The following is a 12,081-nucleotide window of genomic DNA, read 5'->3' on the forward strand; positions in this document are numbered from 1 at the left end:
CACCTCCCGTTCCACCACCCGATCATGCCGCAACCCGAACACCCCCACCGCCCCACACGCCTCCTGACCAGGGGGATTCGAATTTCGCGCGAAATTCGAACGCCGAAGTTCGGGCTCGAATTTCGCGCGAAATTCGAAAGGGGTTGCGCAGGCGGGTGAACTTGAGCGCCTGGGCGGGTGATGTTGGTCCGGGTCACATGTCCAGGCCGAGGTCCAGGGTCGGGGAGGAGTGGGTCAGGGCTCCCACCGCTAGGTAGTGGACTCCGGTCCGGGCGTAGGCCGCTGCCACGTCGAGGGTGAGACCACCCGAGGCCTCCAGCTCCGTGCCCGGTGAGAGCGCCCGGGTGCGCGACATCGCTTCGGCGCACTGGTCCGGGGTGAAGTTGTCCAGCAGGACCAGGGAGACGTTCTCGGCCAGGACCTCTTCGAGCTCGGCGAGGTCGCCGACCTCGACCTCCATCGGGAGGTCCGGTGCGTGGGCGCGGCAGGCCCGGACTGCGGCCGCCGGGGAACCCGCGGCCACCACGTGGTTGTCCTTGATCAGGATCGCGTCGCCCAGGCCCATGCGGTGGTTGACGCCGCCACCGCAGCGGACCGCGTACTTCTGCAGGTCGCGCAGGCCCGGGAGGGTCTTGCGGCTGTCCCGGATCTTGCAACCGGTGCCTGCCACGGCGTCCACCCACGCCGAGGTCGCGGTGGCGATGCCCGAGAGGTGGGTCAGCAGGTTGAGCGCGGTGCGCTCCGCGGTGAGCAGGCCCCGGACCGGCGCCTTCACGCGCAGCGCGCAGTCACCGGGAGCGAGCCGATCGCCGTCGGCGCGTTCGTCGAGCACCTGGTAGGCGTCGGCGCCCAGCACCTCGTCGAGCACCAGGCGCGCCACCGGAAGCCCCGCCAGCACACCGGCTTTGCGGGTGTTGAAGCCCGCCTCGGCGACCGCGTCCTCGGCGACGGTGGCCTCGGTGGTGGCGTCCGGCCCGTGGCGCAGGTCCTCGGCCAGGGCCGTGCGGACGATCTCGCGGGCGCCGTCGAAGTCGAAAGTCATGCCGCTGTCCTCGCAATTCCGGTCTCGGCGTGGATCAACCACCCCGAGGCGTCGAGCCGGAGCACCGTGCTGCGCCGCCAGCGCAGGTCGTCGGTGTCCGGGAAGTCGGTGCGGCGGTGGCAACCGCGCGATTCCGCGCGGAGCCTGGCCGCTGCCAGCAGGGCCTGCGCGGTCAGCGTCAGCGACGCGTCCTCGACCGCCTGCCGCGTCCGCAGCGGACGGACGACGGAGGCGCGGTCCAGCACCGAGCACGCCTCGGCCATCCCGTCCTCGCTGCGGCCGATGCCCGCGTGCGTGCTCATGGTGCGCTGCAGCAGGTCTCGCTCGACGACCGCGAACGCGGGCGGCTCGACCTCGCCCACCGACGTGCGCGACAGCAGCCCGCACCCGAGGTCCTTGGCCACGGCCGAGGCCGCTCGCCCGCCCACGACCAGCCCTTCCAGCAGGCTGTTGGAGGCCAGCCGGTTCGCCCCGTGCAGGCCCGTGCAGGCCACCTCGCCCGCCACGTACAGGCCGGTCACCGCGGTACGGCCATCCACATCGGACACCACGCCGCCGCACGAGTAGTGCGCCGCGCTGGCCACCGGGATCGGCTCGGCCGCCGGATCGATCCCCGCCTCCCGGCACGAGGCGTGCACGGTCGGGAACCGCTCGGCGAAACCGGGGACCCCGGTGGCGTCCAGGAAGACGTGCCCGGCACCGGTCTCCGCCGCGCGCCGGGTGATCGCCGCCGACACCACGTCGCGCGGCGCCAGATCGCCCAGCGGGTGCACCCCGTCCATCACCCGGTCCCCGCGCACGTCCAGCAGCACCGCTCCTTCGCCGCGCACCGCCTCGGTGACCAGCGGGCGACGTCCGCGCGCCTCGCCCTCGGCGTAGAGCACGGTCGGGTGGAACTGCACGAACTCCAGGTCCGCCGCTCCCGCCCCGGCGCGCAGCGCCAGCGCCACACCGTCCGCAGTGGACACGTCGGGGTTGGTCGTCGCGGCGTAGAGCTGACCGAGACCGCCGGTGGCCAGCAGCACCGCGGGCGCGTGCAGCACACCGGGGCGGCTCTCGGAGTCCATCGCCAGCGCCCCGGCGATCGCGCCGCCCTCGCCGCGCAGCAGCTCGACCACGCAGTGCTGCTCCAGCACCGGGATCCCGCCACCGCGCACGGCCGACACCAGCGCCCGCTGCACCTCGGCGCCGGTGGCGTCCCCACCTGCGTGGATGACGCGGAACGCCTGGTGCCCGCCCTCGCGGGTGCGGGCCAGCGCGCCGTCGACGGCGTCGAACTCAGCGCCCGCCGCGCGCAACCGGCCGATGGCCTGCGCGCCGTCGGCGAGGATGTCGCGCACCGCCTGCGGCGAGCACAGCCCGACACCCGCGGTCAGCGTGTCCTCGACGTGCTTGTGCAGGCTGTCGCCCGGGTCGAGCTCGTCCGGCCGCACCACGGCGATGCCGCCCTGCGCCCAGCCGGTGTTGCCGGCCGCGACCGAGTCCTTGCTCAGCACCAGCACGCGCAGACCGGCTTCGCGAGCGCGCAGCGCGGCGGTCAGCCCGGCCACACCGGTGCCGACGACCAGCAGGTCGGCACCGGCTTCCCAGGTCACTCGCCACCGCCGGGCTTGCCGATGGCGATCATCCGCTCCACCGATGCCCGAGCGCGGTCGGCGACGTCGGTGGGCACGTGCACCTCGTCGGCGCCTTCGCGCAGGCAGCGCAGGAGGGCCGCCGGGGTGATCATCTTCATGTAGCGGCAGGAGGCCCGGTCGTTGACCGCGCGGAAGTCGATCTCCGGAGCGGCCTTCCGCAGCTGGTGCAGCATGCCGACCTCGGTGGCCACCAGCACCGAGCGCGCGCCGGTGTCCCTCGCCGCGGTGAGCATGTCGCCGGTGGACAGGATCTTCACCCGCTCCGGCTCCACGGTGCCCTCGCCCGCGAGGTAGAGCGCGGAGGTCGCGCAGCCGCACTCGGGGTGGATGAACAGGTCCGCCTCCGGCGACGCGGCGGCGCGCTCGGCGAGCTCCGGCCCGTTGATCCCGGCGTGCACGTGGCACTCACCGGCCCAGATGTGCAGGTTCTCCCGGCCGGTCTCGCGCTTGACGTGCGCGCCCAGGAACTGGTCCGGGCAGAACAGCACCTCGCGGTCCTCCGGGATCGAGCGCACCACGTCGACCGCGTTGGAGGAGGTGCAGCAGATGTCGGTCTCGGCCTTCACCTCCGCGGTCGTGTTGACGTAGGAGACGACGACCGCGCCCGGGTGCTCGGCCTTCCACTCGCGCAGCTGCTCGGCGGTGATCGAGTCGGCCAGCGAGCAACCCGCCCGCTCGTCGGGGATCAGCACCGTCTTCTCCGGGCCGAGGATCTTGGCGGTCTCGGCCATGAAGTGCACGCCGCAGAAGACGATCGTGCTCGCGTCGCTGTTGGCCGCGATGCGGCTCAGCGCCAGCGAGTCACCGGTGTGGTGGGCGACGTCCTGGATCTCGGGCAGCTGGTAGTTGTGCGCCAGCAGCACGGCGTCGCGCTCCTCGGCCAACCGCCGGACCTCCTCGGCCCAGGCGGCGTCGGCTTCGACACCGGTGTAGCCGGCATCGGTCCGCTGCCACGTCGCAGTCGCCATCTCGTCCTCCTCGCCGGGGGCTCCGAGACGCGCCGGAGACCCCGCAACTCACCCCGGATCAACGGGCCCGAGGTTTTCGCCTTATAATCGAAAACGTGCCACATCGTAACACCGGGACAACGGCGGATGGCAGAGATGCAGCTCACGAAGTCCTCGCAGGGGTCCTGCAGATCCGCGACGAACGACTCCAGGTGATGCTCTGGCAGCGCGCCAAAGAGCCCGCGCTGCACCGCTGGTCGCTCCCCCGGGGCCGGCTCGCCGCCGACGAGGACGTCGAGGCGTCGATCCGGCGGCAGCTCGCCGAGAAGGTCGACGTGCACAAGCTCTCCCACGTCGAGCAGCTCTCGGTGTTCAGCGCCCCCGGCCGGGTGCCGGACCGGCGGGTCATCGCCACCGCGTTCCTGTGCCTGGTGCCCGCCGACGTCGACCCCGAAGTGCCCGCCGACACCCGCTGGTTCCCGGTCGACGACCTGCCCGCGACGGCCTTCGACCACGAGGAGATCGTGCTCGCCGCGCGAGACCGGCTGCGCGCCAAGCTCTCCTACACCAACATCGGGTTCGCGCTGGCCCCGGCGGAGTTCACCGTCTCCGAACTGCGAGGGATCTACTCGGGCGCGCTCGGCTACCAGGTCGCGGCGACGAACCTGCAGCGCGTGCTGTCCCGGCGAGGCGTCCTGGAACCCACCGGCCGCACCGTGCCCGCCGGGCGCTCCGGCGGCCGACCGCCCGCGCTGTTCCGCTTCACCTCCCGAGACCTGCAGGTGACCGACCCGTTCGCGGTGTTCCGTCCCCCGGCCTGAACATCGCCTGTTTCACTTGGAGCAGCCTCGTTGCGTCGATCGAAGTAGTTTGGGAGGCGTGTTGGACACGTTGCCGCTGTTCCCGCTGGGATCCGTGCTGCTCCCGGGCGGGCACCTTCCGTTGAACATCTTCGAGCCGCGTTACCGCGACCTCGTGCAGGACCTGCTCAACGAAGCCGTGCCCGACCGCCGGTTCGGCGTGGTCACCATCCGGCAGGGATGGGAGGTCGGCGAGGACAACGTCGACTCGCTGTACGACGTCGGCTGCACGGCGGTGCTCGACGAGGCCCGGCAGCTGCCCGGCGGGCGCTACGACGTCACCGCCTTCGGCGAGCGGCGCTTCCGGCTGCTGCAGATCGACCGCGAGTCCGCGCCCTACCTGCTGGCACGCGTGCAGTGGCTGCCCGACACCGAACCGGAGTCCGACACTCCGGGTCGCCGCGAACGGCTCACCGCCGGGGCGCGCGACGCCCACCAGCGCTACCACGCCTCGGGCATGCGCAGCGGGCCCCGCGAGGTTCCCGGCGAGGACTCCGACTCCGCCGACCTGTCGTACCTGCTGGCCGACGACTGCGTGCTGACCACCGAGGACCGCCAGGCGCTGCTGGAGGAGACCGACCCGCTGATCCGGCTGCGCAACGTGCGCAAGCTGCTGCTGCGGGAGGCCGAGTTCCTGCGCGAGCTGCGCGCGGTTCCGGCGCCGCTGGCCGAGTTCGCGCAACACCCCAGCCTGAACTAGCAGGGGTCGGTAGGGGGTCCGCCCGATCTAGGATCGGCGCATGTCCTCACCTGGTGGCCCCTGGGAGCCGCAACGGCAGTACCGGGGCTTCGACGCCTTCCCGCAGCCGCAGCAGCCGACTCGCAGGAAGAAGCGCGGGTGGCTGATCTTCGCCCTCTCGCTCGGTGCCGTCGTGCTGATCGGCGCGATGGCGGCGGTGCTGGTGTTCGGCCTCCGGAGCCAGGAGGCGGAATCGCAGCCGCCCGGCCCGGCCCCGCTGCCCACGACCTCGGCGGAGCCCGTGGTGGCCGGCTGGCACGTGGTCGCCGTGCCCAAGCGCCACGCCGTCTACGACGTGCCGCAGGACTGGGAGGTCGACCCGAACCCGGAGAACGTGCACGCCGTCGGACCGCCGGAGGACGCGGTCACGCTCACCGGGGTGTCGCACCGGCAACTGGGTTTCTGCCCAGGAGACGACAACAGCTTCCGCGCGATGGCCGGCGCCAGCGCCCGGCTCGGGCCGGACAGCACCGCCGTCGCCGGCGAGGCCATCGGCACGTTCATCGGCCACGCCTTCACCCGCGACGGCGTCGCCCCGCTCGTCGAGCAGTCACCGCCCGAGCCGCTGCGGCTCAGCGGCGGGATGCCCGCCACGCGCATCAACGCCCGGGTCACCCTGCCCGCCCCCGCGGGCTGCGACGCCCGCTCGGTCGCGGTCACCACCGTGGCCACCAACAACGACGGCAAGAGCTCGGTGGTCTTCATCGCCGCGGCCGACCAGGACGTCCCGGGCGCGGTCACCCCCGAGACGCTGAACGCGATCGGCGGCTCGTTGCGACCGAGGTGACGGGCGAGGAGTGGTGAACGTCCGCTCCTGCCGGTTCGGGCCAGGACCGCCCTAGCGCAGACGTCGTCCCAGGTCGTCGAAGCCGTTCCAGGACGTCGCGATGCCGTAGCCGAGGGAGAGCGCCAGCGGCATGGCGACCAGCACCCACATCGTGGTGATCTCCGGGGCGACCGTGATCAGGTCGCCGAGCTGCGGGTTCGACGGCATCGGGTAGAGCCCGGCCGCGAGCGAACCGCCCATCTGGATCCCCAGCCAGGACGCCACCAGCGAGCCCAGCACCCCGCCGATGAGCAGCACCGGGCCGCGCCTGCCGCGGATCCGCCACAGCACCGCGGCGGTGAGCAGACCGGCGGCGAAGGCCAGCAGCGTGAAGATCGCGATGCCGTCGAACTCGTGGTAGCTCTCCACCAGCAGCGGGCTCACGGTGCCGCCACGCCCCAGCACGCTCTCCTGCGGAGGCGCCAGCCGCGACCACAACCAGCCCATCGGCAACCCCAGCAACGCGATCAGCGAGATCGCGCTGATCGCCGGCAGCAGGTCGGCCTTGACCACCACCTTCGGACGGGGTGGCGTCAGGACCGAGAGCAGCGCGGCCTCCGCGGGCTCGACCCGCTCCGGGAGAGCACGCGTCGTGCCCGGATCGTCCACTGGGCTGTCGGACACCCGCCGACCTCCTCCTCGCGTTCGCCGCCACCGGCCCGGCTTGCGAAATTTTCCGGTCACCATAGCGTTTCCTCGCACCCCGCCCGGTCACCCGATGGGCGGGCGCGGGGCGCACATCAACTATTCTGCGCGAGCCCTCATGTCGGCTACGCCGAAGGACGAGTGAAGTGGTGGGAATCCTGCCGTCTCCCCAGTTGACCGGACCGAGCCCGATCGACGAGCCGCGGCAGAACTCGGCCGTCCGGCTCCCGCTGCGCAACACCGTAGCCGAACTGGTCGCCGGTTCCGCGGTCGCCGCAGCGGTGAGCTTGGTGCTGCAGTTCGCCGCCGCGCGGCTGAGCATCAGCGAACCCAGCTACGCGCCCGAGGCGCTGACGATGCTCAGCAGCGGTCTCGTCCTGGCGGCCCTGTTCGCGCTGCTGGCGTTCGGGTACCGCGCCACGCGCATCGGCCGCTGGGGCAAGCTCGCCGCGACCTGGGTCGCGCTGAGCGCCTTCAGCACCCTGTCGCTGGCCATCCCGCTGCAGTCCACGCGCTTCTACTACGGCGGATCGTCGACCGACAACGGCTTCCGCATGCAGCTGATGACGCGCATGGCCTCGACGCTGGGCCTGGCCGACATGAACTACGCGGAGACCGCGCCCTACTACCCGAGCGGCTGGTTCTGGCTCGGCGGGCGCTTCGCCAACCTCCTGGGCTGGGAGGGCTGGGCGGCCTACAAGCTCTACGCGCTCTGCTGGGTGGCGGTGACCGCCGTCGTGGCGTTCACGCTCTGGAGCGTGGTGCTGCGTCGCCGGCTCGCGCTGCTGGCCGCCGTCGTGACCGCGCTGTCGGGCATGCTGCACGGCATCGTGGAGCCCTACGCCTGGCCATCGGCCGCGTGGCTGCTGCCCGTGGCGGTGCTGGCCTGGCGCTCGCTGCGGATGACCGAGGGACCGCGCTGGACGCTGATCTGCATCGGCGGCTACGTCGGTTTCGCCGCGATCACCTACACGCTGCACTTCGGCTTCGCGGTCGCGATGATCATGCTGATGGCGCTGATCACCGGGGTGCACCGGGTCCGCCAGGGCGCGGGCGTGGGACCGGTGGTCAAGCAGCTGTTCCTGCGCCTGCTGCCGATCGGCGTGGTCAGCCTCGTGATCGCGCTGCTCGTGTGGCTGCCCTACCTGCTGTCCACCGGCTTCCTGCTCAACAACCCGCGCAGCGCCGCGCAGCACTACCTGCCCGAGGACGGCGCGTTCCTGCCCGTGCCGATGACCGAGGCGACCGCGTTCGGCGGACTGTGCCTGGCGGGCTTCGTGTGGTTGTTGTTGCGCTGCCGCCACAGCGAGATCGCCGCGTCGATGCTGGCGATCGTGCTGGCCATCTACGGCTGGTTCGCGCTGTCCACGCTCGCCCTGCTGGCCAAGACGACGCTGCTGGCGTTCCGGCTCAACGTCGTCCTGGAGCTGACGCTCGCGGTCGCCGGCGTGCTCGGCCTGCTGGAGCTCATCGGCTACCTGCGGCGCAGGATCGACCCGCGGTACGCGGTGCAGATCAGCCTCGTCGCCTGCGCGCTCGGCCTGATCGGTGCGGTGAGCGTCACCCAGGAGGCGCTCAGCGGCAAGCTCCTCGGCTACACCGAGCAGGCCTACACCGACTACTACCCGACCGGCGACAACGCCAAGGGCAACAAGGACCCCGGGCAGCGCGGTTCCTGGTTCGACGACGAGATCCGCGCGGTCGCCGCGCTCACCGGGCGCGAGCCCGACCAGAACGTGCTGCTGAGCACCGACTACAAGCTCATGTCCTTCCAGCCGTACTGGGGTTTCCAGCAGGAGACGCCGCACTACGCCAACCCGCTGGCCGACTACGACGACCGCGCGGCCGAGGTCGAGCGCTGGACCAAGGCCACCAGCAGCGAGGAGCTGCTGCGGATGATGCGCGGCTCGAAGTTCAAGAGCCCCAACGTGTTCATCCTCGACAACCCGCAGAGCCGCTACTCCGAGGTGGAGGCCCCGCCGGAGCACGAGGGCGACCTCGCGCTGCAGCTCAAGGGCGACGCGTTCCCGCAGAACCCGAACGTGCGCGACTACCACGTCTACTTCGACCGCGCGCTCTTCGACTCCCCGGCCTTCGTCAAGCGCGACGTCGGCCCGTACACGATCATCGCGCTGCGCTGATCCGGCGGCCGGGCACGGCCTTTCGAGGACGTTCATCGGACGACCTCCACCGCGGACCGTGCCCGGCGGAACCGGTAGTGCATCGCCGCGGCCGCGAGCGCGACAGACCACAGCGGCCACAGCGCGATCGGCAGCCAGACCAGCGGGTGGTTCGGGATCCCGGGGTTGTCGGCGAGCACCTGCAGCAGGGCGACCAGCGCGAGCATGCAGGCGCTGGCCACCGGCAACGTCGCGAACGGCCGGATCCTGCGCAGCGCCACGCACACCGCCAGACCGATCAGCGCGACCACCGAGGCGATCCACAGCCACGGCGCCGCACCCCGCAGCGCGCTCAGCGACGCGCCCGCGGCGAGGACGAGCACGAGCGCGGCCGCGACGCCGTCGAGCGCCAGCCGCTGGTCAGGCCGCCACGAGGTGAGCATCGGCCCACCGTAGGCGCGTGGGGACGAGCCCCACCTCCTCCTCACGGATGAGAAGCCGGGCGAACCGGGAGCGCGCGGAGCCCGTGGATGAGGCTGGAGTTCCGGCGGCCGAGCTCCTCCGGCGATGTGGCCAGCGTCAGGTCCGGGAAGTGCGCGAGCAGACCGCGCAGCGCGATCTGCGCCTCCATCCGGGCCAGCGGAGCGCCGAGGCAGAAGTGGATGCCGTGGCCGAAGGCCAGGTGGCCCTGGGTGTCGCGGGAGATGTCGAACGAGTCGGCGTCCGGGAAGCGCTCCGGGTCGCGGTTGGCGGCGGCCAATCCCGCCCAGACGAACTCACCCGCGGGGATCTCGGTCCCGCCGATGGTGATCGGCTCGGTGGTGAACCGGAAGGTGGTGTGCATGAGCGGACCGTCGAAGCGCAGCATCTCCTCCACCGCGCCGTCGACCAGGTCCGGGTTCGCGCGCAGCGCGGCGAACTGGTCCGGGTTGGTCAGCAGCGCCAGGATGCCGTTGCCGATCAGGTTCACCGTCGTCTCGTGACCGGCCACCAGCAGCAGGAACACCATCGAGATCAGCTCGGACTCGCTGAGCCGGTCCTCGTCCTCGGAGACCTCGATCAGCGCCGTGAGCAGGTCGTCGCCGGGGTTCTCGCGCTTGGCGGCGAGCAATTCGGTCAGGTACTTCGACATCTCGCCGGCGGCCTGCGCGGACGCCTGGGCGTCGAGGTCGTCGAGCAGCTGATTGGTCCAGCGCCGGAAGTCGTCGCGGCGGCTCTCGTCGACGCCCAGCAGCTCGCAGATCACCCGGATCGGCAGCGGGAACGCGAACGCGTCCAAGATGTCCACTTCGGACTCACCGGCCATCGCGGTCAGCAGTTCCTCGCTGATCTGCTCGATCCGCGGCCGCAGCGACTCGATCCGGCGGGCGGTGAACGCCTTGACCACCAGCTTGCGCAGCCGCGTGTGGTCGGGCGGATCCATGTTGAGCATGTGCATGTCGAACCCGCCGCCGGCGAACCTGCCGTCCTCCGACTCCGACGGGTCCGGCCGCTCGGCGCCGGGCGCGAAGCGGTCCATGACCAGCCGGAAGATGGTCTGCGCGTCCTTGCCCAGCCGCGGATCGGCCAGCAGTGCGCGGGCGTCGTCGTACCGGGTCACCACCCAGACCGGCAGACCGCTCTCGTTGACCAGCCGGTGCACCGGTCCGGCCTCCCGCAGCTGCGCGTAGCGGGCGTGCAGGTCCTGCGCGAACCCGGCGTCGAAGGGAATCGGGTCGGTGTGCGCCGTCATGGAACCCCCATCCGTGCGTTGTGAGGACGTGTTCGGTGAACCGTGTGCAAGCGGCACAGCCGCGAGCCGTGAAGACCACCCTCGCAACTCGCACCGCCGCGGGCTCTGACACGTCTTCTGGCGAGTACGCCGCGACGCCGTGCATTGGCATGCATCAGGAGTGGCGCACGGAGTCCAGAAGGCGTGTCAGGTTCCGCCACCCGCACCGCTGAGCAAAACGAGGCAGGAACAGGCACTGGTCCAGTAAACCTCGCGCGCACCGACCCTCGCCGGGCAAACGACGATTACGCCAGCCGGACCGGCAGCCGCTGCAGGCCGTGGATCAGCGTGGAGAACCGCCATTCGACGTCGTCGAGCTCTCCGGCCGCGCTCAGCCCGGGGAAGCGCTCGGCGAGCTGGCGCAGCGCGATCTGCGCCTCCATGCGGGCGAGCTGCGCGCCCAGGCAGAAGTGGATGCCGTGCCCGAACGACAGGTGCCCGTGCGGGTCGCGGCCGATGTCGAACCGCTCGGGCTCCGGGAACTTCTCCGGGTCGTGGTTGGCCGAGGCCAGGCCCACCCACACGATCTCGCCGGCCGGGATCTCCACGTCACCGATGACCACGGCTTCGGTGGTGTGCCGGAAGGTCCCGTGCATCACCGGGCCGTCGAAGCGCAGCACCTCCTCCACCGCGCCGGTCACCAGGCTCGTGTCGGCGACCAGCGCCGCCCACTGCTCGGGGTTGCGCAGCAGCGCCAGCACGCCGTTGCCGATGAGGTTCACCGTCGTCTCGTGCCCTGCCACCAGCAGCAGGAACACCATCGAGATCAGCTCGCCCTCGCTGAGCCGGTCCTCGTCCTCGGACACCTCGATCAGCGCGGTCAGCAGGTCGTCGGCCGGGTTCTGACGCTTGGCCGCGACGAGTTCGACCAGGTAGGCGGCCATCGCCTGGCCCGCCTGCGCCCGCGATTCGTCGTCGGAGGCGTCCAGCAGGGTGTTGGTCCACCCCCGGAAGTCGTCGCGGCGGCTCTCGTCGACGCCCAACAGCTCGCAGATCACCCGGATCGGCAGCGGGAACGCCAGGGCGTCGAGCAGTTCGACCTCGCCTGCCCCGGCCATCTCGTCCAGCAGATCGGCGGTGATCTCCTCCACGCGAGGCCGCAGCGACTCGACCCGGCGGGCGGTGAACGCCTTGACCACCAGCTTCCGCAGCCGCGTGTGGTCCGGCGGGTCCAGGTTGAGCATCTGCTCGCTGAGGTCGTCGCTGTTGAAGGGCCGACCGGTTCCGCCGGCCTTGGCCAGGATCACCTCGCGGCTGCGGCGGAAGTCCTTGGCCAGCCGCGAATCCGTCAGCGCCGCCTTGACGTCGTCATGCCGCGTGATCGTCCAGACCGGCAGGCCGTGCGGGGTGATCATGCGCTGAACCGGTGTGGCGGAACGGATCTCGCCGTAGCGGTCGTAGAGGTTCGAGACGAATGCGCTGTCGAACGGCACGGCGTCGAGGTGCGCCTCAGTGGTGGGCATGGAGCTTCCTTCGGGTAGGCGGGGACAACCC

The 12,081-nt window shown here is 71.5% G+C and carries 11 protein-coding genes; 4 read left to right on the forward strand and 7 right to left on the reverse strand.

Annotated features, from left to right (window positions below):
• Positions 1-193: 193 nt before the first annotated feature.
• The 3 genes from nadC to nadA are packed head-to-tail and all read right to left on the reverse strand — an operon-like array spanning position 194 to position 3,647.
• Entirely contained in the window at positions 194-1,042 is an 849-nt protein-coding gene (gene nadC / locus KBO27_RS12500; RefSeq protein WP_210970147.1) for a carboxylating nicotinate-nucleotide diphosphorylase, read from the reverse strand.
• A complete protein-coding gene (locus KBO27_RS12505) occupies positions 1,039-2,637 on the reverse strand; it encodes an L-aspartate oxidase (protein WP_210970148.1) in 1,599 nt (532 codons plus the stop codon). Before KBO27_RS12505 ends, nadC begins: the two co-directional genes overlap by 4 nt.
• Positions 2,634-3,647: a quinolinate synthase NadA gene (gene nadA, locus KBO27_RS12510; RefSeq protein ID WP_132675100.1), complete on the reverse strand. Its 1,014-nt coding sequence runs from the start codon at positions 3,645-3,647 to the stop codon at positions 2,634-2,636. Before nadA ends, KBO27_RS12505 begins: the two co-directional genes overlap by 4 nt.
• A 164-nt stretch (positions 3,648-3,811) precedes the next feature.
• On the opposite strand from nadA, the gene KBO27_RS12515 reads away from it, so the two are divergent.
• The 3 genes from KBO27_RS12515 to KBO27_RS12525 all read left to right on the forward strand — a co-directional run bounded on the left by KBO27_RS12515 (position 3,812) and on the right by KBO27_RS12525 (position 6,012).
• Complete coding sequence (locus KBO27_RS12515) at positions 3,812-4,447, forward strand: NUDIX hydrolase (RefSeq protein WP_281420766.1); 636 nt, start codon at positions 3,812-3,814, stop codon at positions 4,445-4,447.
• A gap of 61 nt (positions 4,448-4,508) precedes the next feature.
• Positions 4,509-5,186 carry an LON peptidase substrate-binding domain-containing protein gene (locus KBO27_RS12520; RefSeq protein ID WP_210970350.1) on the forward strand — a complete coding sequence of 226 codons (678 nt, stop codon included), beginning with the start codon at positions 4,509-4,511 and terminating at the stop codon, positions 5,184-5,186.
• A gap of 40 nt (positions 5,187-5,226) precedes the next feature.
• Positions 5,227-6,012: a DUF8017 domain-containing protein gene (locus tag KBO27_RS12525; RefSeq protein WP_210970149.1), complete on the forward strand. Its 786-nt coding sequence runs from the start codon at positions 5,227-5,229 to the stop codon at positions 6,010-6,012.
• Between the two features lie 51 nt (positions 6,013-6,063).
• Here KBO27_RS12525 and KBO27_RS12530 read toward each other — a convergent pair whose 3' ends face one another.
• Positions 6,064-6,675, reverse strand: coding sequence for a DUF2567 domain-containing protein (locus KBO27_RS12530; RefSeq protein WP_307870374.1), 612 nt, complete (start codon positions 6,673-6,675; stop codon positions 6,064-6,066).
• 194 nt (positions 6,676-6,869) lie between these two features.
• On the opposite strand from KBO27_RS12530, the gene KBO27_RS12535 reads away from it, so the two are divergent.
• Positions 6,870-8,837: an arabinofuranosyltransferase gene (locus tag KBO27_RS12535; protein ID WP_210970151.1), complete on the forward strand. Its 1,968-nt coding sequence runs from the start codon at positions 6,870-6,872 to the stop codon at positions 8,835-8,837.
• A gap of 32 nt (positions 8,838-8,869) precedes the next feature.
• Here KBO27_RS12535 and KBO27_RS12540 read toward each other — a convergent pair whose 3' ends face one another.
• The 3 genes from KBO27_RS12540 to KBO27_RS12550 all read right to left on the reverse strand — a co-directional run bounded on the left by KBO27_RS12540 (position 8,870) and on the right by KBO27_RS12550 (position 12,050).
• Entirely contained in the window at positions 8,870-9,259 is a 390-nt protein-coding gene (locus tag KBO27_RS12540; protein ID WP_210970152.1) for a hypothetical protein, read from the reverse strand.
• 41 nt (positions 9,260-9,300) lie between these two features.
• Entirely contained in the window at positions 9,301-10,548 is a 1,248-nt protein-coding gene (locus tag KBO27_RS12545; protein ID WP_210970153.1) for a cytochrome P450 family protein, read from the reverse strand.
• Positions 10,549-10,832: 284 nt separating this feature from the next.
• Positions 10,833-12,050, reverse strand: coding sequence for a cytochrome P450 family protein (locus KBO27_RS12550; protein WP_210970154.1), 1,218 nt, complete (start codon positions 12,048-12,050; stop codon positions 10,833-10,835).
• Positions 12,051-12,081: the final 31 nt, after the last annotated feature.

The organism is Saccharopolyspora endophytica (assembly GCF_018070075.1).
In the GTDB taxonomy this organism is placed as follows: domain Bacteria; phylum Actinomycetota; class Actinomycetes; order Mycobacteriales; family Pseudonocardiaceae; genus Saccharopolyspora; species Saccharopolyspora endophytica.

Bases quoted from the DNA above. Each gene is read 5' to 3' on its own strand.
- KBO27_RS12550 (WP_210970154.1), bottom strand. From the start codon at position 12,050: ATGCCCACCACTGAGGCGCACCTCGACGCCGTGCCGTTCGACAGCGCA.
- KBO27_RS12545 (WP_210970153.1), bottom strand. From the start codon at position 10,548: ATGACGGCGCACACCGACCCGATTCCCTTCGACGCCGGGTTCGCGCAG.
- nadC (WP_210970147.1), bottom strand. From the start codon at position 1,042: ATGACTTTCGACTTCGACGGCGCCCGCGAGATCGTCCGCACGGCCCTG.
- KBO27_RS12525 (WP_210970149.1), top strand. From the start codon at position 5,227: ATGTCCTCACCTGGTGGCCCCTGGGAGCCGCAACGGCAGTACCGGGGC.
- nadA (WP_132675100.1), bottom strand. From the start codon at position 3,647: ATGGCGACTGCGACGTGGCAGCGGACCGATGCCGGCTACACCGGTGTC.
- KBO27_RS12540 (WP_210970152.1), bottom strand. From the start codon at position 9,259: ATGCTCACCTCGTGGCGGCCTGACCAGCGGCTGGCGCTCGACGGCGTC.